The sequence below is a fragment of the Parabacteroides sp. FAFU027 genome (assembly GCF_022808675.1).
GTDB lineage: Bacteria > Bacteroidota > Bacteroidia > Bacteroidales > UBA7332 > CAXXIC01.
On record NZ_JAKZKV010000002.1, the window covers coordinates 139,034 to 164,734 of the forward strand.

Below are 25,701 nucleotides of genomic sequence, written 5' to 3' on the forward strand. Positions count from 1 at the left end.
ACAGATTCGGTTTTTATATTGTTCTTTCAGATCGAAAACTAAGAGATAGCAACTACGAAAAAAAGCCGCTGAACAACAGCCTTCCACACCTGTAGTTGAATTAGAATGGAATGAACGGATAGAAAAAACGCCACTACACCGAAACTATCTTCCAGAATCCACCCCGAAGGGACAAGCACAAATTCCAAACTGCCTAAAAACTGCCGAGGGAGGAGCCCCATCTATAAAAGAGCCAATACCGTACGGCAATCTATGGGCGAGCGAGCGAGTTTTTTTAGGCTATGTTTTTTTGTTACTTTTTTGCGCCAAAAAAGTAAGAAGAGAAAAGCACCACTACGCACTAAACAGAAGTTCAGTCTTACACCTCAGCAAAAAAAGCTAACAGACTCGCACACAACCAACTCCCCTCCTTCGGAGGGGCCGGGGGAGGTCTCTTTACCCTTTCGCCAAAGCCACAGCCTTCGGATACAAAATATTATTCTCCAGATGCACATGGATATGCAGGTCATCCTCAAACTGCTCCAGCAGCTTAAACGTCACCTTATAGGTATTGCAGGCGTCTTCCGGAAGATGATATCCGTGAGTGATATAATTTATCCGGTCCATTGCACCACCGGCAAACTCGTGCTCACCGGTCATTCGGCTGATTTCTGAAATGATAATCGTCTTCGCCTCTGCCGAACCACTCTTCAACGCCTCCTTAATTGCCGGGAAAAGTACTTCCTCCTCATTCTTCAGGTGTTGCTGTAGCTCCTTATTGATTTGAGCAAAGAGATTCATCACCTCATTCAGTTCCGGATGGTTCAGGCCATGCACCACCGCTATTTTCTCTGTGTATTCCACCAGGTCAGGCAATGTGCGCAATACGTACTGGTGGTGCGTATTAACGATATAATCAGCCAGAAAACCCAGGTTCCAGTGTTTAAAGTCATGAGATTCCGATGGCAATGACGATCTTAAAGCTTCCAGTTCGGTACGAAGTTCGTCAATGTTGATCCGTTTGCCCTTGCAGGCCTTTTCCAGGGTCTGGTTTCCACCGCAGCAGAAATCAATACCCGCTTTTTTGAAAATGGCAGCCGCCCTGAAATCATCAGCGACAATCTGTCCTATTGTTACTTTGTTGAATGTTTGAATAGTCATAATCATTCCGTTTTAGAGAGAAAAAAATACTTATAAAAACCTGTTTATATATTCTGATATAACATAGCCGCACTCAAATGAACAGCTATAACAGAATATAAATCACCTAATCCCACCCCGAAGGGACAAACACAAATTCCAAACCGCCGAAAAACTGCCGAGTGAGGAGCCCCATCTGCAAATATCCCTATGCGGTACGGCAATCTATGGGCGAGCGAGCGAGTTTTTTTCGGCTATGTTTTTTGTTACTTTTTTGCGCCAAAAAAGTAAAGAGAAAAGGACAACCGATCGCGTCAATGCAACTGTTACGAGCTCCTCTCAATTATTCAAAAGATAAGTTTTTCAATATACGCCAGCCCTACCAGGTGCGCAACGTTGGCGTTCAGCGGCTTCATCCCGATAGCTATCCGGACGCTTGACCCGCAATCAATACGCCCACAAAATCTATGAATCCAACATCCCCGCTCCTTAAGAGATTACAGAGGTAAACTCAAATTCACCGACCGCCTCTTTCTCCCGATCCCAGTGGCTTTCGGAATCAGGAGTATAGAGAGCATTGGTCAGATACATAAATCAAATCATTACACTTAACCTTTACGCCGGTAAAAGTACAAACATTTCATCAGAAGACAAAAAGGTCTTTTTGTTATTTAACGGATTAATCCTATATTTGTACTCAGATAACGATTTAGCCTATGTTTAATAAGGAAACAGAATACGCTCTGCGCAGCCTTGTATATATACAACACCAAAACTACAAGGAATTGCGCCCGGGAATTGAAGAAATTTCGAAAGAAATAGAAGCACCTAAAGCTTTCACAGCCAAAATACTCCAACGTATGGTACGGATGGGATTCGTCCGGTCAGTCAAAGGCAAAGGTGGCGGATTTGAATTTGACACCAATAAACCGGACCTTTCATTAAAAGAACTGATCATTGCGGTGGAGGGTGACGAAATCTTCTACGGATGCGGTTTCGGACTCTCCTCCTGTAGTTGTGAGAGCCCCTGCCCGCTGCATGAGAAGTACGGTCCTATCCGCGATGCAATCAATAAACTGGTAAGCGAAGAGACGATACAGAGCCTGGCACACAAGAGTATGCCCGGCCTGCGTAACCCTTTAACGGAACTATCAGGAGTATAGTCCAATAGCATCGTTTCCTCAACCCGAAACCGGAAACAGCCCGCCTGCTTTATCTTTTTCTGACTATCTCCATACACGCCACTTTTCTGGCACTGGCACGGATATAACACACAACTTATACTAAGCAAAAAGCCTGCAAATCATAATAATGAAATGCAGGCTTTCTTGTTTTGTCGTTCTGTTATCGTTCAGATTAATTGCTCAGCTGTCCATGATCTCTATCTGCTACATAACTTAATGTAGCCAGCACATCCTCTTCTGTCAATTCCGGATAATCTTCAATAGTCTCTGCAATAGACATCCCCGAAGCCAACCATTCCAATATATCACATACCGTAATCCTCATCCCCCGGATACAAGCTTTTCCCCCTCTTTTTCCCGGCTCTATAGTAATTATATGTTTATAGTCAATCATCGTTTCTGATATTAACAACTAAAAATGAACCCTTTACGAGAGAATAAAAATATGGAAACATGTCACTCAGAGAGAGAGATAAGAAAGTATCTCTGCACAGGCACTCCCTGTTACTTTTGATAAAAAACCACCCCTACTCTTTCAATATGCTGTATCAGGTTTGGGTTTTCAATCTGAAAAAAAACGGATATGTCAAACTTATATGGCAATAATAAATCATCAAGTTCCCCCTCGATGATTTGTAGAATCGTCAGGGTCAGATTTGCCCCTTGTAACGTAAGATCAATATCTGAAGCCGGCTTAAATGTCCCTTTTGCACGAGACCCATATAAAACGGCCCGATCCACTTCAGGATGAAGAGCTAAAACAGCTCTGATACCAGCAATGTCATTCTCGCTCAATCCAAATTCCATGATACATCAAAATAATCGGAGTTGATCGTTTTCCTTTTTTTCCTCCATTTTACGATAAAACTCGACAAATGCAGGATAATACTCTTTTAGAATTTTACCATAAATCTCAGAGGCAACGGACTCATTATAGGTATGGGAGGTTTTATTCCGGCTACCGATCATATCCATCCAAACTTGCCCGTTTACAATCAGTTTCAGCTGGAAGGCTTCCCGTGTAGCATCTCTTGAGCCTCCGACATTAGGATTGCCCTGATATTCGGCATAATCCTTCATGACATTCCATGCCAGCTCATGAGTATATTCAAATCGTTGAATCAAGGCCTCCCTGACCATTTCATCCAGTACGACTTCAATATCGTCATCATCGATAGGGCTATCTTCTGGCATAAAGTTATGACCGATATACTCAACAGCCTGTTTCAGTTTATTCAAGGCTTTTACATAATTGGAAAACCGTTGTTCCCACCTTATATCCTGTTCCATAATTATTTCTGATGAATATTTTCTTTGACGAAGATAAGAAATTTGTTTACATATCCGGGCCATTCGTCATCTTATTCCAGTTCCATTTATTAAGTGTCATGATGAAGCCCACGCTCAGATGGAAAGTATCAAACAACCGTTTTCCTTTAAACTCCTGGGGGAAGGGTTTGACCAATTGCACCTGAAACTTAATATCACCGTTTCCTCCCCGTAGGGTAAGGGCCGGTTCTACCAGCAAATACCGCTTATCGCGGGCAATCTGGATTAACCGGGAGTACTCCTCCATCGCGGTTGGCAGATTCTGACTTACCTTCGAATAATTCAATTTTGAAATGCGGGTGGAAATGGCTATTTCAAAGCTTTTTGACACATACCCCAGATTGGGCTGGAGAAACATCCGCATGGCAGTGATATCCGAGATATAGGTTCCATTCTGGTACTGATTGTGCTGATAATACCCACCCAGTCCGCCGTAAGTCTCAAATACCATCGACTTGCCCACGCGCGAATAAAAACCCAGGGCACCATGAAACGTCGTTCCGCCCGACTCTTCAAAAAGTGCTTTTTCACTACCCATCCCCATCACTCCGACCGAAGCCGACAGGTAATCCAGGATGGAATAAGCCCCCTGCATCTCTGCATTATAGGTACCTTCCCCGCAACCGACCCCTCCTGACACTTTGAGGTCTCCTTTTTGGGTAAACAGCGGTACATTCTGAGTCTCAGCCAGATAATAATAGTGGGTACATCCGCTCTGCATAAGAGCGACACCCAGGGTCAGAATACAAATACAATTCTTCATGGCGTATTTTTTAGAATGACTTCTTACCTGTTCTTCTGGCTTCCTTTGGGAAATACAAGAATAAGACCGGCGCTGATATGGAAGGTATCAAACAGCCTTTTCCCATTCACTCTATTCGGAAGTGTCTTTACAATTTGAATCTGGACTTTCTGGTATTCAGAACCTCCCCGCAGAGTAAGAGCAGGCTCAAAAACAACAAAGTTCTTTCCCATTGCTATTTGTCGCAACCGGTTATACTCATCCGTTCCCGGAGCAGCCCGGTTTTCGACTTTGGTAAAACTCCACTGTGCTATACGGGTAGAAAGAGCGAACTCAAAATTCGGAGCTACATAACCCAGGTTAGGTTGAAAAAAGAGATTCATGGCATTGATATCCGAAATATCATCATACTTACTCAAGGCATAATCCGGATTATACCTGGGATACCTGGAGTATGCACCAATTCCGCCATAGGTTTCAAACACGATGGATTCACTGAATGATTTGTAAAAGCCCAACGCTACGTCAAAAGTCACACCGTCAGGTTGAATAAACTGGTCATTCTTCTTACCGCCCATACCCGAAAAAGCACCTGAAATACTCAAATGATCCAACATCGAATAAGCACATTGTACCTCTCCGACATAATTCTCTTTATCGAGACCGGCACTTGCCAATACTTTGACATCCCCTTTCTGTGTAAACAGAGGCACGCTCTGTGTGGCCGGCATATAGTAATCAAACGCACATCCACTCAGGAGCAAAACAACTCCTAAAGCCCCAATAGCAACATTATTCTTCATGGCAGAAAAGTCCTGTTTTTATTGATTTATCCGTCGCGGAAAGTAGTTGTACAATTATAACAAACAGGAAGATAAATCGGACAAAAAACATTACGCATATCAGGAGTTCCGGCTGATATCCATTCTTTTTCCGTCAATCCGCGGCTATAATATATTTACCGGAAAGGAGTAGTAATAAGTGGAAATCCCCCTATAACGACAACAGCCCACCGCGTATATGCAGTAGGCTGTTGTCATTTGGCGAATGCCGATTATTTTCTCTTTTTCTTTTTCAGTTGCTCAGTAAGGTGGATATTTTCACGGAGATATTCAAAATCCACTCCCAGCTTATCAAACTTGTCGTTGTGCTTGTCAAACTTTTTCAGCTGGTGCTCCAACTGGCCAATCCAGTCATCCGGATGCGGAACCTCTTCTTCCGGTTTCTTAAAGCGCGCATAGATCAGCTTCAGGGTAAAGAACACTACAGGGATAGCAAACATTATGATCAATCCGCTATTGGATTGATTACTAAACCAATTCACTATATTAAGCCACATATCAGATATATTTATGTTATTGTATGGTTGTTTTTCGCGGCAAATATAGCAAGTTATTCGGTTTTGCGAGGGAATTCTTCAACGTAATCTGTCGGGAAAATGCCATTTGGCGGGCATTTCAGCTCGTGGGAACAATATTTAATCCCTAAACGGAAGTTCTTCCTCCTCACCGTTGGGGAGGGTGGGGTTTGTAACCGTTATCTGGTAAGGTGGTGGAGAAGAAGGTCGTCCCGTGGTGGAACTGGCGGTAGGGTAAAATGAATCTCCCCCATGCGATCCCAAACGCAAGGGGGATACTTGAATTGTATATAGATATCATCTATTTAATCTTCACCTGCATTAATTGAGTTAATGACACCGTAAATGGTATTCCAGCTAATTTACGAGGATTTTTTTGTTTTCTCTCAAGGTTTTTATACTCATCTAGTTCTTTAAATTTCCATTCAAATGCACCCAAATCAAGAGTGTTAACTTTCTCGATATCAATTACTAAACACTCTTCCTCATGAGGATCTGGATAACCAAGTTCAGTAAGTCGTCGTTTTGAATAAACATTAGGCCCTTTGCTTATAATTTTAAATACGTCCTTTGCTTTACCATTTCTTCTTAAAATGAGATATTTTGCTTTTACAGTTGTTTCATCTATTATCAGAGAGCCATCTCTATCATTCATTCTAAAATTATATTTTCCTCTATCTTTATACCATTTTAAATGAATATCAGATTTACAATACCCAATTATAACATAGGTTTCATCTGGTATTAAACCTCTGTTTTCACCAATAGTTTCGGGTAAAGATTCTTCTAATTTATTGGGGTTTTTATCCTGATAAATATCGAAGACTTTATAGGCTATTTTTTCTCTTTGCGACGCCCTGTTAATAAAGTGATCAATCACTTCCAAAACAAAAGCCTTCAATTCTTTAATACCATCATCAGTTTTTGAAGGATGAACAGGAAAAGCACCCAAACCGGGAATAATTTCATGAAATCCTTTTTTTCGTAAAGACTTATCTCCAGGGTAAAGGACGTATGCACCGCCAGTTCTGCGAATAGCATCTTTATAAGCATGCATCTTAAGTAGATCAGCATTTTTATAATTACCTTTTCTGTTTTCTTCTTTTTCTTCGTTTAGATAAGACTGCTGAATTACTTCGATTAAGTATTGATATTCTTCGCCTTTGATATTCCCGAGTTCTTCATTGTCAATTTGCTCCCAGAAAAAACTTAAAAGAGATAATTCGTTCTCATTTTTATATTTAGCATATCCTTTCTCTGTTAATAGCTTAGAAATATAAAACCAATCAAATTCGTCTAAATCAGATCTCTGAACGACGCATAATTCAGTTGCGTTATTCTGATACTTTGCTTCATTCACGATCTCTCTTAGGTTTGAGACTTTATACTTTGCATCAAAATGAATATGCACTATAAGCTCTTGCCTTTCCGCTTCACATTCAGAAATACCAAATGGCCAGACAGATAAAGTATAATCCGGTCGCATTGCACCAACCCAACTACCCGGTTCCGGATATTTTCGTCCTCCTGTGAATGGTCGGTTATAACTAAATCGGATATTTAGTTTCCTCGATTTTGAATTATAAACGCCCTCAATCGCTGTATGGTATCCTTGTTTCAACTGCAAATTAAGACCATCATCTGTTGGTTTTATCAAATCATGAACATGCTTAGGATCAATTTGAAAAACCGATTTAAATAAATCCAGTAGTTTAAAAAACAGCCAGTATTCATAAAGGGTAGCAATATCTTTTTTTCCTCCTTGATATACATTCTCACCTCCTTTCCAAACCAACTTTGCTGCCAGGTCAAACATCAGCCAGACTTTTAATATCTCTCTGTAACCTTCTTTTCTTTGCAAAACAGGACTATTTAATTTCAGCGTTGAGGGCCTGGATATTTCTTTAAAAACAGAGTGATGCAAGAACGACTCTAGTTTTATTACAAGTAATCCGGATTCATGATATAGCCTGCTCCCAGGTGCTGACACTCTATTAATGCCTGCACAAAATTGCAAAAAGGTTTCAAGCACATACTTTACAAAACGATTTTCAGGAGTATCAACAGTATCTGATTTTCTAACAGTTGAAATTTTATCAGGTAACGTTTTTAAACCCTGCGATCTTAAATAGGAATTTTCTCGCAATGAATATCTCCTACTTCTGCTTATCAGTTCTCTTATATTACTATTGTTGAAACGATTGATTTTACAAATATCTGTCAACTCAGTAGTCTCTCTCCATCGTGTAACAGGTGCAGAAACAACCCTATGCACAGACTCGGAGAATTCATCTGTAAAAATTATTGATTTTATAAACGCAAACCTCTGATAGAGGGTTTGGTTATCATTTTCATAATCTATCTCAAAATGGTGATAAACCGGAGAATTTGCCTGCATTAGCAAATCAGTACATTTTTCCGTAATCAATGCAAGCATATCACGATAATGGTTCCGATAACCTGTTTTTACCGACTGAACTTCAAACTCAATAAAACCAACCTCTATATCGCTTTTATAAACAGGCAAAGACAAAGTGCCAACATATATATTGGGCGCTATTGTTCCTCGGAATTGTTTTCGTGAATGAGGTTGAACTATCTGGTCTTTTTCGAATGAAAATTCCGGAAAGTTAAATTCATAGTCGTAAGTAAATCCTTCTTTTAACTGATATCGAGCCTCTCCGTATTCTTTTGCATCGTCCTTATCATCAAGAGTATTACCATATCTGGAGTCAATTGTTAAGATTAACCCCTCCTCAATGGCATCAAGGTTTATTTGTAGGCTATCATTCATTTTTATGCTTCTGCATAACTTGTAAATCCGTTTTCGATGACCCTATTATACATAAGAGAAATCTTTTCAAGAGATATTGGATATTTTACTCCATTCTCTTCTTTAAATTCGAATTCATCAACGTTAAAAACCAGACTTTCAACATCACTAATCTTCGTTTCATCAACACAAAATTCACCAAGCTTAATCAAAACCTTTCGAAGCTTATTTCTGGACCCATGTAGTTTTGGAAGCAGCTTCTGCATAATTGCTATATCAATCTTATTATCAACAGAAAGACTTTGATCAATAACACCTAATTGATTAATCAATCTGATAATTTCGGAAGCACTTCTGTATCCAAATTCTGCCCCATTCTTTTTCAACTCATCAAAAAAAACCGCTAATGTGCCTGTGATAGTATTAACCGGCTTTTCGAATTCGGTTATTTTAGACATCTCCAGAAAACTTTCAGCCATTGAAATGCCCTTTGATTTAAGATTAGCCATGTTTAAAGTTTTATATTCTTCCAGAAAAGCCCTAATATCCTTTCCTTTAATACGAAACTCGATAACATTGGCACGGTCAAGCACCTTAGGGCTGAACATATAAGTGGTTTCATCTATATTTACAGTTCCAACAATAAATAAATTATCAGGTAATCGAAGCTTTGAATTGATCCCCTCAATTTCTTTTCCTGTATACAAGGATATTTCTGTTTTTGATTCCATTACACTTAAGAAATCAGCAAAATATCTCTCCACGTGGCTTAGATTCATTTCATCCAAAATCAGGAAATAGGGCAACTTAGAATTTTCTTTTGCTTTTATAATTAAATCTAAAGCTTCAGGTTTAATATATTCATCAGGATTGAGTGCATTTGGGTACCCAAGCAATGGCTCGCGATTGGTCCAGTCAGCTCCTACAGGTAACAGACAGTACTGATCTTCATGTTGACATATCCATTGAGCAAAAGCTTGAACTAATTTAGTTTTCCCAGAACCGGATAATCCTGTAAGAATAACAAAGGGCTTGGAAAGAAGAGAAGAAATGAATCGGGTAATTAATTTATCTTCGTCAGAGAATATTAAACCTGCATTCTTCGCATACTCCGCAAACTCATCACGGCTAAATTTTTCTTTTTTTATATTTTGCATTCCTTGGGGGATTGGAAATGAAAAAGTCTGATTATAAATACTAATAAGATTGTCCAGATCTTCTTTAATTTCCTCTTCATTGATAGCCTCTTGTGTATTATAAACTTTATATACAAATGAATTTCCAAATTTTTCAGGACGCCCCAGGCTCTTCTGAATAAAATATGTTTCAATTGTTATTGAATCACTATTAATACCCCAATGCTTTTTGGGCATTTCTGATTCAGAGACCCCATAAGATAGAATTAACAAGTTGCAATTCTTGTAATATAAAAACACTGGGTAAATTCCATTCTTTACTTTCTGATCATAGCCTAAATAGGCTATCCATGGAACAGGTGTTGCTCGTCCTTTCCCAAAACTTATATCAATATTCAATCCATTATAAGACTTCTTATTTCTATTAATAAACTCGCTAGCCTCCTTAGTAGTCCCTTTTCCTGTAATTTGAGAATTGGCAATTGAGATAAACTCATTGATATTTAGTTGTAATGAATCTTGTTCGGTTGAATTTATATTTTCACAAATAGTATTCCATTTATTTTCCAAAAAACTACCAATGACAATTTGGTCTACGTTATTTATGTAAACAAACCAAACATCCCCTCCGCTTGGCTTAAATCCTGATTCTGCGGACAAATACAATCTTAATTCATTATTATCTTTTTTGGGATAAACAAGATTCAACTTAATTCTTTCCATTTTTGGATATACAAGAAATTCTTTTGAAGCCATTTCGGAATTAGCAGAAGCTTTCCCAATGAGAATATTTTCCGATCCAAAGTAATTCGCCACAACCTCTTTTTCTTCTTCATCAAGGGTTATCTGCGAACTTCTATGCTCATCATTAGTCACAATAGAGTAAGCCCCTTTTTTCGAATTGAATATCTTGTTATGTGTTTCGCTAAATATCATTTGATAATAGTATTAATCTAAATGTTTCATAATCTCTTTTGCTATTGCTTCAATTACTGGCACTGATACAGAATTCCCAAATTGATGATATGCCGCTGCATTACTGTCTGGTAATAAAAACTCTTTCGGAAACCCCTGTAATCTGGCACATTCTAGGGGCGTAAGTTTGCGGGGGTTCTTACCCTCCTGAGGTATAAGGCATTCTTTGCCATCTTTCCCATATCTTGCAACTAATGTCTTAGATGGTTTATTCAGATCTGCCAGATTTGCTGTGAATCCAGTTCCTCTTTCCAGATTTCTTTTTGTTCTGTTGATATGTCCTTCCCAAAGTTTATCTGAGATTGTATATTCGTCTGAAACGTTTTCTTCTAAATAATCTTTTAATCTTTTAGGCTCACCATCGAATTCAGGAAACTTAAATTCAGTAATACTGCTACGAAAACAAACCATATAAAATCTTTGTCTACTTTGTGGAACAAGTTTTTCAGCGTTAATTATCGTACTGAAACATGTATACCCCAAATCTTCCATCGTATTTTTAACTGTTTTAAAAGTATCTCCCTTGTCATGTCGTTGAAAATTCTTTACATTTTCAAGAAAAACTACATCAGGCTGTTTTATCTCTACTATCCGGGCAATATCAAAGAATAAATTTCCTTTTACTTCATCGAGAAACCCATGCACTTGCCCCAAATATGTTCTTGCAGAAACTCCTGCTAAACTAAACGGTTGACATGGAAAACCAGCTGCTAGTACATTATGATCAGGAATAAGTTTATTAAGTTCTTCATCAGACACTTCCGGTCCGGTAAAATGTTTTATATCTCCGAACGGATATTCTCCAAAGTTTTTTTCATATGTATACTTTACAGCATTATCAATTTCCGATGAAAAAACACATTTACCACCTAATTTTTGTAATGCTATTCTAAATCCGCCTATACCTGCAAACAAATCAATAAATTTAAAGGTTGGATTCTCAGGTGGAGGAAATGGAACATCCCATTCAATTTCATTAAAATCGATTTCGTTTAAAATCTTTTCTTCGATTCTTTTAGATATGTAATTGATTGCTTGCTCATTATAGATCTTTAACGAGTCATTTCTGCAGTTATGCAAGTAGTGTGTAATAAATGCATTCTCAGCTATAAACTTCTTGTTTTTATTGATGCTTAAAACCTCTTTTAAATAAGAGTATTTGATCATATTTTTTGATTCAATATTTGTAACCATTTAAACTTTCAACTAATTGCATTAAGGTGTCATTTCTATTGGTAGACTTTATTTCACACTCCCAGATTACAATAACATGATATCCTGCGTCTTTAAGTAGAGTGTGATTTTTCAAATCATTCTCTTTATTCTTTTCGATTTTGTTTTTCCACCACTCTATTCTCGTTTTGGGAAGTCTGAAATATTTGCAGTTTTCGTGACCATGCCAGAAACAACCATTGATAAAAATGACCGTTTTGTATTTGGGTAATACGATATCTGGTTTACCTGGGAGCTTCTTATCATTGAGCCTATACCTGAATCCATTGGCAAACAGGAATTTCCGGACCAATATTTCCGGCTTGGTATCCTTGTTTTTGATACGGCTCATGTTGTAGCTCCGGGTTGCTTTGTCGTGAACATCTGCCATCTGACTTTAATCCTTTTTCGTATCTTCTTTTTCCGCAAACAAGGGGTGATCAAAAAACTCTGCAAGTGTAAGATCAAATGCCTTGGCTATTTTCTCCAGAATTGTAATTGTAGCATTGCGATTTCCTCTTTCTATTCCAGCAATATAACTACGATCCATTTCTGCTTCAAAGGACAGATCCTTCTGAGTAATAGCTCTTTGCTCACGTAATTCTTTGACTCTTCGACCTATTTTTTCTTTCACATTCATAGCATACAAAGCTCACGATTTGTAGACTATATTTCAAAGACTATGAGTAACATATTGTTATATATTGTAAATTTGAGGAAATAAACATTTTCAGATTTGCGCAAATATCCTAACTTGGAAAAGTTTTAATCACGAACAAATTACATCACACGTAATTTTAAAATCACAGTAATGATCAGTGGAGAATATTTAACTGAGAAGATAGAGTTGGAAGATGATTTTCAATGGATAGTAGCATTTGAAATTATGAAATACGTCAAATCCCATTTCGAAAATCCGGGATTAATATCCATCGCACAAAAAATCACCAAGCGATATGCAGGGCACACTGTAGAGACGCAAGATTTTGCGTCTCATTAACAGCATCAATCCCCCCCTGTTTTACATTCACCCCCACACAACAACAAAAAACATGGAACAACAACACACCGATAATATCAGCCCAAAATACCTGTTGCAAATATCAGAACCGCCGGAAGGCTCTCTCTTCTCTATCGCAACAGAAGAATACAAACTAATGAATGCGACTTTTGTAGAAGCGATGATGCGCATAACGCAAATTGTATCAACAGGAGTATTTATGCCCGATGACTTATTATGGTTCAGGGAAACAGAATTGTATTACTATGATCTGAATATTGACTCCTATGAGACAGAGCAACACGGTGATGAGCTGAAGAAACTGATCCTGAAGGCAACGCTGACAGAAGCGTACGAAATGGCCATTCAGTTTTTTGACAATCCGGTCACCAGCTATTGGACGAACAAACTGGAAGAGTACAAAGTCCATTTCATTCGACTGGAAGGGTGTTCCACCTTTATGCTAGAATTCATAGACAAGTTGAAAGCCGAGCTGGAAAATTTCTGCAAAGATTATCAATTCATCGTTTTAAAAGAAGATTTTTTTCCCGTCATGGAATTTCTGAACTTCCATGAAGTGGCAAGTCTGGCTGAGAAAGAGACCGATCTGCAAAAACAGAAACAGATCTATGTAGATGCCATTGTGGAATCCGGGATGGTAGCGCTTAGGATTGAGATGGACGAAGAGGAACAGAAAAAGTATGAGAAATTAATCAGAAAATGCAACAATGCCATTGAGATTATTGACTTCCATCTACAGCACACTCCCCCGGCCCCACTCCAACCGGAAGATATCCCTACTGAAAAATCAAAAAACACGGTGGAATTCACCACCCGTCGCCAGGTGCTCGCCATGTACTACCTGTTGAATGAACTGGACAAATCCACCCACCAGATCGACCGCACTGTCAAGGCCCGGTTTATCGAATTCCTGACCGGAAAGAATTACGACAGTATCTACAAGACATTGTCCGATCCGCTAAAAGGATTGGAAAAAGATAATAATCAGAACGCTATCAAAGATATGGAATACGTCAAATCCCATTTTGAAAACCTGGGATTAAAGACCATCGTCCAGAAAATCACCAAAGATATGCAGGGCACACTGTAGAGACGCAAGATTTTGCGTCTCTTTTTTTCATCCGTACAATTTATTATCCACCTGATTCTGATCCTGCACGATCCAATTTGACATTCATCTGATTTACAACCAAATAAAACCAGGGTAAAATTCCCTTGATCTGGGTTAAGAGACGCATAATCATGCGTCTCTACGCATACCACCTCTAACATTTAGGGATACCCATAGGGATACCTACCCCATTTTCCTCCCCCTACATTTGCATCATCATCAACACGGCGCCGCTCCCGGGCAGCGTCATAAAAAAACGATACGATGCAAACAAAACAACATTTACCAAACCAGACCATCCGGCTGACATTTTGCTACAAAATCGAAGCAGAAACCAACCTGCACTTATCGCGTCCACCTCCACGGACACTCCGGTGATCCTCTAGGGACACTCTAGGGATGCTCTAGGGACGAAATTTCCGGTTTTGATCATTTCCCAAAAAACTTCAATTATCAAAATGACAGACAAACAAATATTTTCAAAACATTTTAATAGCGAATATTATGGCTAAGTTCTTTTCAACCACGTTCGGTGAAATCTCCGGACGTCACGGCAACGCAGTAGCTGCCGTAACCAAAGAGGGTAAATGCATCCTCAAAGTTTTCAGAGCTCCATCCAATCCCAATACGGACAAGCAGCTGGCACAGCGCTCCAAATTCGGGATGGTCAACAGCGAACTCTGTAAGTTACAAAACCTCTTTTCCATAACCTTTGGTTACAAGGAGGGAAAAAGCAGAGCGGTTTCCTTGGCCTTGGCCAATGCTATAACCGGTGATTACCCTGATTACGCCATCGACATCAGCAAGCTGACCTTTTCGGAAGGCAATGTCACCCCGACCGGGTCAACGACGGCTGAAAAAGTAGAAGGTTCTAAGGTGAAGATAACCTGGGACACAACCACCTCCCTGCAAGAAGATGTAATGGACGGGGTAAATCTGATCTTTATGAATTCTGATTCGAAGCTCACCATTCTAAAGCAGAATGTAACCCTTCGCCCCAACGGTTCTTTCGAGGTCGAACTCCCGGCTGTATGGATTGGGGCTGAAATCCATTGCTGGATCTATTTTTCCAATCCGGCAGGAAATACAACCTCCAACAGCCAGTACATCTCGTTGCTACAGCTCTAGTGGGGTATCTTAAGTGGAGGTGCGACTTTGAGTCGCACTTCCACTACCCTTCCGGGTTGTAATAAGCTTCAGTATAGGTTGAGTATAGGTTTACTTTAGGTATATTTTGTACTGAAATGAAATCAATACGGAGGTGACACTGATATAATATAGTCTTTACAAAGAATATATCAAAGTAGTCTTATACCAGTATTATATATGTATTATATCTATATTATTCAATAATCAACTTATACTAAACCTATAATCAACCATAGGGAAACGTAGAGGCTAATATCCGGTAGAATGCTATTCTTTCTCAGACCTGACAGGTTTTGAAAACCTGTCAGGTCTGAATTAAAACCCCGACAACCGATTAAGCAATCCGAACCCCTAAAAACACATTTATTCTCTATGTAACTCTGCAATACTGCTTTATAGTTTTATAAAACCCATTGCTTTTCAACCGGATTCCCCTAATTTTGCAGCAAATCAGACCTAACAGGTTTCAAAAACCTGTTAGGTCTTTAGAATAATCCCCAACATCATGGATACCCAATTAGCCCCTAAAAAAGACTATTGCCTGCCGATGCATACGGCAGAACACATATTAAACCAGACCATGGTGCGCATGTTTGGCTGCACCCGTTCAGTAAACGCGCACATCGAAAAAAAGAAAAGCAAATGCGACTACTACCTGCAGGAAGCTCCGACTGAAACGCAGATGCAGGAGGTGGAGCGCATTGTCAATGAAGAAATCGCCAAACATCACCCCGTCACCATCGAGTTTATGACTAAAGAAGATGCCGCAAAGATTGTCGATCTGAGCAAGCTTCCCGAGGAGTCGGGCGACACCGTTCGCGTGATCAAAGTAGGCGATTACGATGCCTGCGCCTGCATAGGACTGCATGTGGAAAACACCTCCGAAATAGGCACATTCAAGATGCTCAATTACGACTTCGAAGAGGGTCGTTTGCGGCTACGTTTTAAAATCCTGAATCTAAATTAAACTATGTGAATACCAGCGACTTCCCACTTTTTTATTCAAACCAAAACGTTATATTTGTAAAGCCTGAATTACAATCTAAGACCTTAACCCTTTACAATTTTCGTTTTTACCATGAAGTCGCTTTTGCTTGTTCTAATTTCATTCTTTTTGCTCATCCTTTTGATGGCGGCCTGCAACCAGGAACCAACCATAGAAGGCCGATGGATTTTCCAACGTGTTGAAAACGGGAATCTGTCTCCAGCCCTGTCTTACGAATTTCTGAACGGTGATTTACTACAGGGGGAATCCTCCAAATGCTTCACTAATATGTCCTCTATCGGAAAATATACCTTCATGGGCAACATGCTTGAGGTAAAATCACAAACGGGTATCAACATGCGGTTGATCGCCCTGACCGACAACGAAGCGATTTTTGATATAAAAGACAGCACAAACGCAACAGGAAGAGTCGTATATAGCCGTCCGTAAAAGGCTTGCAAACGACATTGCATCTTACTGAATATTACGATATTGATAAAAAACGTTTTCATTCGCCCCTGAATGAAAACGTTTTTTGTTTGGGTGTGATAAATTTCGTTACTTTGCAGCTTAATTCAGACCGATAAAACAATCAGATTTACGACTTGAAGACTTTGGCTTATACACTGAGTCCGATTCACCGAATGCTTTGTTAGAAGCTACTTTTCAGACAAGGCTGTTATGGTTCTTTACCAGTGCCCCTAAATCCCCTGAAGGGGACTTATAGAGCATGCAGGTCATTGTCGGAATCAAAAATTACAGCCTTTTATCGCAGAATATTTCTATTTTCCACTGCTGAAAAAGTCCCCTTTAGGGGATTTAGGGGCGGTAAACTGAAAACATAACAATCCAACTGCCCCCGGGGATTAGGGGGGCTTTAATTCGAAACATAAAACTAAGAAATGGGAAAAGTTTTAATCATTGGCGCCGGCGGTGTCGGCACTGTTGTTGTGCACAAAGTAGCACAAAACCCGGATGTTTTTACTGAAATCATGCTGGCCAGCCGCACCAAATCAAAATGCGACGCCATTGCTGCCGACGTAAAAAAACGTACCGGTGTGGAAATCAAAACCGCACAGGTGGACGCCGACATCGTACCTGAACTGGTTAAACTGTTTAATGAATTCAAACCGGAAATCGTAATCAACGTGGCTCTGCCTTACCAGGATCTTACCATCATGGATGCTTGTCTGGAAGCGGGAGTCAACTACCTCGATACAGCCAACTACGAACCGATCGACGAAGCGAAATTCGAATACAGCTGGCAATGGGCGTACAAAGAGCGCTTTGAGAAAGCCGGCCTGACCGCTATCCTCGGTTGCGGTTTCGACCCGGGCGTATCAGGCGTATATACCGCTTACGCTGCCAAACACCACTTCGACGAAATGCATTACCTCGACATCGTGGACTGCAACGCCGGAGACCACGGTAAAGCGTTTGCTACCAACTTCAACCCGGAAATCAACATCCGCGAGGTGACCCAGAAAGGTCGCTACTGGGAGAATGGCGCATGGGTAACCACTGAGCCGCACGAAATCCACCAGCCGATCAACTATCCGAACATCGGCCCGAAAGAGTCGTATGTGATCTATCACGAAGAGCTGGAGTCGTTGGTGAAAAACTACCCGACCATCAAACGTGCCCGTTTCTGGATGACATTCGGACAGGAGTACCTGACTCATCTGCGCGTGATCCAGAACATCGGTATGGCGAGCATTGAGCCAATTATCTACAACGGTGTGGAGATCGTTCCTATCCAGTTCCTGAAAGCCGTATTGCCTAACCCGGGTGAGCTGGGTGAAAACTACACCGGCGAAACCTCAATCGGTTGCCGCATCAAAGGTATCAAAGACGGTCAGGAAAAAACTTACTACGTGTACAATAACTGTAGCCACCAGGCTGCTTATGACGAAACAGGCGCTCAGGGCGTAAGCTACACTACCGGTGTACCTGCCATGATTGGTGCGATGATGTTCCTCAAAGGCGAATGGCGCAAAGCGGGTGTGTACAACGTGGAAGAGTTTAACCCGGATCCGTTCATGGAGGCATTGAACGTACACGGATTGCCCTGGCATGAAGTACACGGACTTGATCTGGAAGTGTAATCAATCATTTTATCATACGAAAAGCGTCCTTTGGGGCGCTTTTTTTTGTTTGAAACAATCGCTGCATCGCACAATATACAACTTTCCCCTTTCCCGTTCTGCAAACTTTATCTAATTTTGCGCCCTTTACCACACATAAAAAACCAAATCACACACAACAATACATTATGATCAGCAAACATTCCGCCATTTACTCTTTGCTTATTCTGACATTTCTTTTAACCACCGGATGTGCTCACCAAATTGTAAGGAGCGGCTACACGGTCAACAAGTCAGAGTATCGCAACTGTACAATTGAGATCAAAAAAAACGTAATAAAAACAGATAATCTGACTCAGTTGGGAATAATAAAGCTGGGAGATTCGGGTTTTTCTCTAAGCTGCAGTGAAGATGAGGCTATCAAAATACTCAAGAAAGAGGGCTGCGCACTTAACGCTGATCTGATCAATATCACAGAGGAAAAACATCCGGACCTATGGAGTAGCTGCTATCGTTGTACAGCTGTATTCTACAAATACAAAACAGACACTACAACACCTCTTAAAACAGCAACCAAAGATACAATCCTTAAGGCTCCCATTAAAGACGTAGTGCAGGAATCCATTCAAAATCATCAGAAACCGGGACTCTCTAAATCCGCTGTATTTAATAAATTCACACTGGGGACTAACCTGGGTTTCGCTCAAAGACTGGCTCCACTTCCCAAAGACATCTCCGCTATCCAGAAAGATTTCTACAGCACGCTTAAACGGGGACTTCTATACAGCCTGGATGCAACATACTTCTTCAACGAACAATATGGAATCGGGATCAAGCATGCCGGATTTAACTCTTCGAATAGCCTGGACAATGTATCAATGTCTCTGAATAATTACACTACCTATGGAAAACTAAAGGAAGAAACTACAATTTCATTCACAGGCCCTATCCTTACATTTACAAGTATGCGCAGACCTATGATGGGTTATTTTAGTATGTCAGCCGGCCTGGGGTATTTAAAATATACAGAGGGAATTACAATCCTGAACAACAATACCGAAAAAGCATCTCTTAACGGCTCGACACTGGGTACTTACGTTGACCTGGGATACTATTTTCCGCTATCAGAATATTTCTATCTGGGGGCACAGGCTTCGCTTATACAGGGAGCTCTGTATTCTGAGAAACAAACCGACTTCAAAGGATTTACCAAAACTATCAAATTTGAGAATTCTGATTTTGAAAACCTGACACATCTTGACTTATCTGTCGGATTACGTTATTGTTGGTAAGCCCTCCGTAGAGACTAAAACAGCAACAAGAAAGACGGACTACCAACTTTATCAAAAGGGTTCGATAAAATCCAAACAGGCTCTAAAATAGAATCTCACTATAATTTAAAAGCAATTAATTACTCACCGGATATTTACACAAAAAAAACATTTGTATCTTTGCGTAGATATAGAGAACACAATAGCGATTAGCCTATTTCTTTTAAAAGGGAATATTACACGGAATCTTTTACACCATTAAAGTCCAATGTTTCAAGAGCTAAGCAAAAACACCTCCAGCCATTTATCTGATCATATTTTCAATACACTCTTTGACAATATGCCTCTGCCTTTGGTTTTATCAAAGTTGGAAACAGGTGAGATAATCCGGACAAATCGCTTTTTCCGCGAAACTTTTAACCTGGAAGAGAGCGAGGTTGTCAGTAAAACCAGCACGGAACTCGGCATCTGGAAAGATTCAAACCGTGACACCTTTATGCGCCGGTTAATCCGGGAGCAAAATGTGAACGGCTTCGAACTGGATTTTAAAAACCTCAAAGGCGAAGATATCCACACCCTGATCAATGCTACTCTCCTGGAAATGAACGGACAGAAGCTGTTGCTCACAATGGCAATAGATATTACCCACCGAAAGAGAAGCGAAAAAGCATTGCGCTTAAGTGAGGAAAAATTCCGCTCCCTGTTTGAAGACAGTCCGGGCGCCATCGCCATTCTCAATCTTGACACGACCATTGCGGAAGTCAATGATGTATATTGCAGAATCTCAGGCTATAGCAGAGAGGAGCTCATCGGCATGAGCTGGACAGAACAAATCCCCGCTGATGAGCTTGACCGGTTGAAGGAGTATAACCGGAGACGATTAGTAGATCCTCAGGATGCGCCATCCGAATATGAATTAACCTTTTACAATAAAGCCGGCGAACGAAAATACGGCATAATGAATGTATCGTATTTGCCTGACAGTGAAATCATCATCACCACATTCGTGGATATTACTCAACGCAAATATGAAGAAATCAAACTGGAACAACACCGGCTTGAGCTGAAGGAGCATATTGAACAGAAAAACAAAGACCTCACCCTCCGGCTGTTGCAATTAGCTAACACCAACGATGCAGCAGTACGTCTGAGCAAAAAGCTCAAACAACTTCGTCTTAAGATATCAACAGAAGACAATGCTCTCCTCGAAGATATGGACTCGCTTATCCTGGAAATGGAAAAGAACCAACAATCCATTATCTGGAAGAATCTGAATAACCACCTGGATTCTTCCCGCCCTCAATTTTCATCAGTACTCTTAGCAAACCATCCGAATCTCACCCCGGCAGAGATTAAACTTTGCGCACTACTCTCTCTTAACATCAACACCAAGGAGATTGCAATGATCACCAACCAGACCTACGACAGCATCAGGGTTTCGCGTACCCGACTCCGTAAAAAACTGGGGCTGACCAATGAAGACAATCTGGTGGCCTACCTCCTTAGTATTTAGACCCACACTTCTGATTCAGACCTATACCTTCTCATTCTCATTGAAAAAGATTACCCAACTCTTTCTTGCTTCCTTATTGCTTCCCCAAAAACTATTATTTGTAATGATTTCAAATATACCTTTGTAGGGTAATTTAGAGAAGGGATAATTAAGTGAAACATTAAGAGTCCCCAAACTTTTTGCTATTCCAGCAGTGCATTTTTTAGGGTGAATTAAATTTCGGGCAAATACAAAATCAAATAACGACTTTGGTCTATACTTCCGTTTTCAAACAAAAGGATGTATAGCAATTGATGTTTTTATTCGTAAAGAGCATTAAGAGTATCTTGTTCATTCAAATAATTCGATATAATAGTCATCTGGTTTAAACATAACGTTGAGAGATATGAAAAAATTCCTATTACTCTTTCTTTCCTTTTTAGCGATAATCGCTCAGGTGAGGGCTGCATCGGTTACGTTCTCCAAGATTTATCAGGGAACGGGAACCGGTTATAAAATTTCCAGTCCTAATATTGATATTACAACTCCAACTCCGGCGACAACCATTAAATTTACATCTGCCAATCCTGCTGATGTTTTGTTCTCCGGGAATGACGTTGCAGGACAGCTTACCTTCACAAGTGGAGGTTCATATTATGTGTACAACGGTGTTATATCCCGTAAAGTATCAGGTAATCCGGCAAATGCTTGCTATTTCGCCGAAACCACAGCACTGGGCAATAATACAGAAACTGGCAAAGCATTTTTTATTATCTTACCGGGATTTGAAAGTAGTTTTACGAACAACTCTAGTGTCAGTACAAACTCTGCACCAATGTCTGGTGACTTAAATACGATTCAGGCCAGCCAGCAAGCAAATGTAGCACCTGTAATCACCTCTAATGGAGGAGGAACTACTGCCTCAGTTTCTATAACAGAAAACACCACCAGCGTAACAACAGTAACAGCCAGCGATACTGAAAACGGCACATTAACCTACGCGATTTCAGGAGGATCAGATGCTTCAAAATTTACCATAAACTCATCTACGGGGGTATTAACACTTAATACAGCTCCGAACTTTGAAAATCCTATTGATGCCGGGGCAAATAACGTTTATGATGTCCAGGTTACTGCAACAGACCCTCTTGGGGCAACAGACATTCAGGATATAGCAGTTACTGTAACTAACGTAAACGACAACTCTCCTGTATTTACAAGCGCCTCTTCATTTTCGGTTTTACAAGGATCAACAACTGTGGCGACAATACGTTCTACCGATGCTGACGCAGGAGATGCGCTCACTTACTCCATTTCAGGGGGAGCCAATGCGGCACTCTTTAGTATCAACGCATCAACCGGCGCATTGACTTTTAACAGTGCAGCGGTAAACGGCTCCTACATTGTAATTGTGCAAGTATCAGACGGTGTGCATACTACTAATCAAACTATTACTGTAACCGTTTCGGATACAGACACAACGCCCCCTACATTAACAATCACCAATACAGGTGGAGTGCTGGCTACTAACGAGACTTGTACGCTTTATTTCCAGTTTAGCGAACAGGTGCAGAATTTCACACTCAGTGATATTTCTGTAACCGGTGGAACATTAGGTTCTACCTTAACTCAAAGTCCGACAGATCCGACACTCTATACAGTTCAATTTACCAAAAACAGTTCAGCCGTAGCTACGACTGTTAGTGTAGCAGCTGCCAGCTATCAGGATATGAGCAACAACAATGGCCAAGCGGCTTCATTGACACTGAACTATGATGTTGTAGCCCCTTCGGTGCTTTCGATAACGGCAAATGCCTCTATGATCTATAACACCACCCAGATTGTTACATTTACATTCAGTGAAAATCCGGGCAGTACTTTTGCTAAAGAGGATATTTCGGTGACTAACGGGTCTTTTTCAAACCTGCAACAAAGCGGTACGGATCCTACGGTTTGGACGGCGACTCTTCTGGCTACCAGTTCTGTAATTGGCCCCTCCTTTTACGTAAGCGGACAAAGCTATACTGACCTGGCGGGTAATGCCGGAGCAGCTTCAGGCTCAAAATCGATTACACTCGCCGAGCCATCTATTGACCTGAAAAATGACGCAACCAATGACACCGGTACGTCATCATCTGACAACATCACAACAAATAGGAAACCGATTATCACAGGTAACGGACCGGCTGGAGGAACTGCTACTATTTTGGTATTTGACCCCATCACATCGCCTGCAACCATCTATACCTATACATTAACAATACCGACCGGTGATATTTGGTCTTTGGATCTTTCATCAGCCCAGGTAAAATCAGGCACAATCGCTTTTCCGTCAAGCGGTCTATCAGCAGGGAATGTAGGCTTAACAATCACAGTGAGCACAAAAGGTAATAATGATATAAGTGCTTATAGTAGCTTTACGATTGACCTGACCGCGCCAGCAGCTCCAACCGTTACGAATCTAAGCACAAGTAATCAGACTCCAACCATTTCCGGTACAGTTACAATTGCGGCAACAGACGTGTTTTCAGTGACCGTAAACGGAGTTACTTATACATATGGTGGAGGCAACCTGACTTATGAAAATAACTCTCACACATGGGCGTTAACCATTCCTAATGCCAACACATTGGCATTAGGAAGCTATACAGTTACAGCTACATTATCCGATGCTGCCGGAAATACAGCGCAAGGTACCGGTTCAATGGTGATTGGCACCAACTCATGGACTGGAACAGGCTCCTGGGCAACTCCGGCAAACTGGTCAACAGGAATTACGCCTTCTTCAGTCTCTAAGACGGTAGTAACCAGTGGTACTCTGACTATCGATCAGGATGTCACAGTCAGTAGCCTGACTTTGAATTCCGGAGCAAACCTGACTCTTTCATCAGGAAAAAAACTGACAGTTACCGGTGATTTCGTGATTAAAGGAGACGGTTCATTTGTAGATCAGGGAGGCACTCTGGTAGTAACCGGATCAACAAAAGTAATGAAAGGAATGACTCATGGCAGAAACTGGTACATCTCCAGCCCGGTCTCCGCAGCTCAAAGCAGTGTGGTAACCACATTATCGGGAACAAACCATTTGTGGATATACGATGAACCTAATGTTGTCTGGAACGAAATCACAAATACAACTACTCCTTTTGGAGTCATGACCGGATACATCGTAAATACAAGTGTTGCCGACACCGTGGTATTTACCGGTGGTTCATTGAATACAGGCCCCCTTTCATTGACTATTAACCGTACAGAAAACGGCAAAAGCAAACGTGGATTTAACCTGGTGGGTAATCCATATATTTCCAGTGTGGACTGGAGTAAGGCAACTAAAACCAACCTCACATCTACTGTCTGGTATCGTTCAAGAAACATGAGCAGCACATACGTATTTGACACATATAATGCTCTTGCTGGCGTAGGGACGAACAACAACCAATACGGTGCTGTCACAAAATATATCCCACCGATGCAGGCTTTCTGGGTGAGAGTTGATGCAGGGGCTACAACAGGTTCTCTTGGGTTCGACAACTCCATGCGTACTCACAATACAACCAATTTCCTACGTAGTGCTCAGGTAATAGACAATCAGGCAGTCCGGCTACAGGTTACCAATGGAGCTAGCATTGACGAATCCGTGCTGGTCTTCAATTCTAATTTCTCTGACAGTTTCGATGATTCGGACTCTCCGAAAATGACAAATGACAACGCTTCTATCCCAGAAATATGCACAGTGTCAGGAAGTGATCAAATGGTAATCAATTGTATGAACAGCGATTTCACCAGCAAGGAAATACCATTGGGATTCAAGACGGGGAAAGCCGGGTCATTTACAATCAATGCTCCCGAGATTACCAATATCGACCCAAGCACCTCGATTTTCCTGTATGACAAACAATTAAATACAACCCAGGACCTGTCTAACGGTGAATCCTATACGTTCACATCTGCCATTGCAAATACGACCTCACGCTTCTCTATTTTAATGAGTAAGGTAACGACAGGTCTCTCTCAGGTTCGTAATGACCTGGCGGCATCAATATCGGAAGTGAACGGTCAGATAAAGGTGACCATTAAAGATCAGTCTGTTCATAAAGGCGATATCGCAATCTTCAACACCTTAGGTCAACAGCTGACCTCTGTTGCAACTACCGGAGAAACAACGATAGTTGACGCCGCACTGACACCAGGTATCTATCTGATAACCGTTAAAGCAGATGGAAAAACCACAACAAAAAAACTGGCATTTAAATAACAAACCAACAGACGAGATTTCATGGTATTTTTGTAAGCAATACCGATAACTATCGGCAACAAGTTTGACCAACGCAAAAATATTATAGAGAGATAAAAATAATAGATAATAGCCTCAAGCACCCAAAAGCATTATTCACCACCTCAGATTGATTAAGTGGATATTGATAAGGAGATATCAGTGATTGTGGCAACTGATCTGGTGATCGGGCCCGGTGAAGGGCGGAGATGCCAGCAATGAACTCCCCGGACTTCTTCCACAACGCCCCATACAAATCCGACCTCGGATAATTCAAAGAGGATGCCCCCATAGGGCATCCTCTCTTCATACAGCGTGTTCTGCCCATTTGGATAATTTTTAAAGACTAGTTTATTCGCAACTATCCAGCCACATTATTTTGCTAAAAATCAATCAGTTGACAACTTCACACCTAATAAAATTGATCTGAAAATATTGATTTCACACAATGCAACGATCAAAATGACTCAACATGCGCCTTGTTTTGC

21 protein-coding genes are annotated in these 25,701 nt (G+C 40.8%); 9 read left to right on the top strand and 12 right to left on the bottom strand.

Annotated features, from left to right (window positions below; all coding sequences use genetic code 11):
• Positions 1–435: 435 nt before the first annotated feature.
• Entirely contained in the window at positions 436–1,140 is a 705-nt protein-coding gene (ric, locus tag MLE17_RS03825) for an iron-sulfur cluster repair di-iron protein (protein ID WP_243347222.1), read from the bottom strand.
• Positions 1,141–1,835: 695 nt separating this feature from the next.
• On the opposite strand from ric, the gene MLE17_RS03830 reads away from it, so the two are divergent.
• Positions 1,836–2,282, top strand: coding sequence for an RrF2 family transcriptional regulator (locus MLE17_RS03830; protein ID WP_243347223.1), 447 nt, complete (start codon positions 1,836–1,838; stop codon positions 2,280–2,282).
• Positions 2,283–2,475: 193 nt separating this feature from the next.
• Here the strand turns inward: MLE17_RS03830 and MLE17_RS03835 are convergent, their stop codons facing one another.
• From MLE17_RS03835 to MLE17_RS03885, 11 genes are all read right to left on the bottom strand, one after another.
• Positions 2,476–2,694 (bottom strand): DUF433 domain-containing protein, encoded by a 219-nt coding sequence (locus MLE17_RS03835; protein ID WP_410795598.1) that lies wholly within the window; start codon positions 2,692–2,694, stop codon positions 2,476–2,478.
• A gap of 113 nt (positions 2,695–2,807) precedes the next feature.
• Positions 2,808–3,110, bottom strand: a complete 303-nt coding sequence (locus MLE17_RS03840) for a nucleotidyltransferase domain-containing protein (RefSeq protein WP_243347227.1) — start codon at positions 3,108–3,110, stop codon at positions 2,808–2,810.
• A gap of 6 nt (positions 3,111–3,116) precedes the next feature.
• Complete coding sequence (locus MLE17_RS03845) at positions 3,117–3,593, bottom strand: nucleotidyltransferase substrate binding protein (protein ID WP_243347228.1); 477 nt, start codon at positions 3,591–3,593, stop codon at positions 3,117–3,119.
• A 46-nt stretch (positions 3,594–3,639) separates the two neighbouring features.
• Positions 3,640–4,395 carry a hypothetical protein gene (locus tag MLE17_RS03850; protein ID WP_243347229.1) on the bottom strand — a complete coding sequence of 252 codons (756 nt, stop codon included), beginning with the start codon at positions 4,393–4,395 and terminating at the stop codon, positions 3,640–3,642.
• A 23-nt stretch (positions 4,396–4,418) separates the two neighbouring features.
• A complete protein-coding gene (locus tag MLE17_RS03855) occupies positions 4,419–5,177 on the bottom strand; it encodes a hypothetical protein (RefSeq protein ID WP_243347230.1) in 759 nt (252 codons plus the stop codon).
• A gap of 251 nt (positions 5,178–5,428) precedes the next feature.
• Complete coding sequence (locus MLE17_RS03860; protein ID WP_243347231.1) at positions 5,429–5,713, bottom strand: hypothetical protein; 285 nt, start codon at positions 5,711–5,713, stop codon at positions 5,429–5,431.
• Between the two features lie 319 nt (positions 5,714–6,032).
• Entirely contained in the window at positions 6,033–8,525 is a 2,493-nt protein-coding gene (locus tag MLE17_RS03865; protein WP_243347233.1) for a DUF2357 domain-containing protein, read from the bottom strand.
• A gap of 2 nt (positions 8,526–8,527) precedes the next feature.
• Entirely contained in the window at positions 8,528–10,576 is a 2,049-nt protein-coding gene (locus tag MLE17_RS03870; RefSeq protein ID WP_243347235.1) for an MrcB family domain-containing protein, read from the bottom strand.
• A 12-nt stretch (positions 10,577–10,588) separates the two neighbouring features.
• On the bottom strand, positions 10,589–11,809 hold the full coding sequence (locus tag MLE17_RS03875) for a DNA cytosine methyltransferase (RefSeq protein WP_243347236.1): 1,221 nt from the start codon (positions 11,807–11,809) through the stop codon (positions 10,589–10,591).
• Positions 11,793–12,218 (bottom strand): very short patch repair endonuclease, encoded by a 426-nt coding sequence (locus tag MLE17_RS03880; RefSeq protein WP_243347238.1) that lies wholly within the window; start codon positions 12,216–12,218, stop codon positions 11,793–11,795. Before MLE17_RS03880 ends, MLE17_RS03875 begins: the two co-directional genes overlap by 17 nt.
• A gap of 6 nt (positions 12,219–12,224) precedes the next feature.
• Positions 12,225–12,467 carry a helix-turn-helix domain-containing protein gene (locus tag MLE17_RS03885; protein ID WP_243347240.1) on the bottom strand — a complete coding sequence of 81 codons (243 nt, stop codon included), beginning with the start codon at positions 12,465–12,467 and terminating at the stop codon, positions 12,225–12,227.
• A gap of 412 nt (positions 12,468–12,879) precedes the next feature.
• On the opposite strand from MLE17_RS03885, the gene MLE17_RS03890 reads away from it, so the two are divergent.
• The 8 genes from MLE17_RS03890 to MLE17_RS03925 all read left to right on the top strand — a co-directional run bounded on the left by MLE17_RS03890 (position 12,880) and on the right by MLE17_RS03925 (position 25,195).
• Positions 12,880–13,938 (top strand): hypothetical protein, encoded by a 1,059-nt coding sequence (locus MLE17_RS03890; protein WP_243347242.1) that lies wholly within the window; start codon positions 12,880–12,882, stop codon positions 13,936–13,938.
• Between the two features lie 525 nt (positions 13,939–14,463).
• Entirely contained in the window at positions 14,464–15,087 is a 624-nt protein-coding gene (locus MLE17_RS03895) for a DUF6266 family protein (protein WP_243347244.1), read from the top strand.
• Positions 15,088–15,613: 526 nt separating this feature from the next.
• On the top strand, positions 15,614–16,075 hold the full coding sequence (locus tag MLE17_RS03900) for a hypothetical protein (protein WP_243347247.1): 462 nt from the start codon (positions 15,614–15,616) through the stop codon (positions 16,073–16,075).
• A gap of 147 nt (positions 16,076–16,222) precedes the next feature.
• A complete protein-coding gene (locus MLE17_RS03905) occupies positions 16,223–16,543 on the top strand; it encodes a hypothetical protein (protein ID WP_243347249.1) in 321 nt (106 codons plus the stop codon).
• Between the two features lie 452 nt (positions 16,544–16,995).
• Positions 16,996–18,198 carry a saccharopine dehydrogenase family protein gene (locus MLE17_RS03910; protein WP_243347251.1) on the top strand — a complete coding sequence of 401 codons (1,203 nt, stop codon included), beginning with the start codon at positions 16,996–16,998 and terminating at the stop codon, positions 18,196–18,198.
• Between the two features lie 167 nt (positions 18,199–18,365).
• Positions 18,366–19,469, top strand: coding sequence for an autotransporter outer membrane beta-barrel domain-containing protein (locus MLE17_RS03915; protein WP_243347252.1), 1,104 nt, complete (start codon positions 18,366–18,368; stop codon positions 19,467–19,469).
• 247 nt (positions 19,470–19,716) lie between these two features.
• Positions 19,717–20,961: a PAS domain S-box protein gene (locus tag MLE17_RS03920; protein ID WP_243347254.1), complete on the top strand. Its 1,245-nt coding sequence runs from the start codon at positions 19,717–19,719 to the stop codon at positions 20,959–20,961.
• Between the two features lie 385 nt (positions 20,962–21,346).
• Positions 21,347–25,195, top strand: a complete 3,849-nt coding sequence (locus MLE17_RS03925) for a beta strand repeat-containing protein (RefSeq protein WP_243347256.1) — start codon at positions 21,347–21,349, stop codon at positions 25,193–25,195.
• Positions 25,196–25,701: the final 506 nt, after the last annotated feature.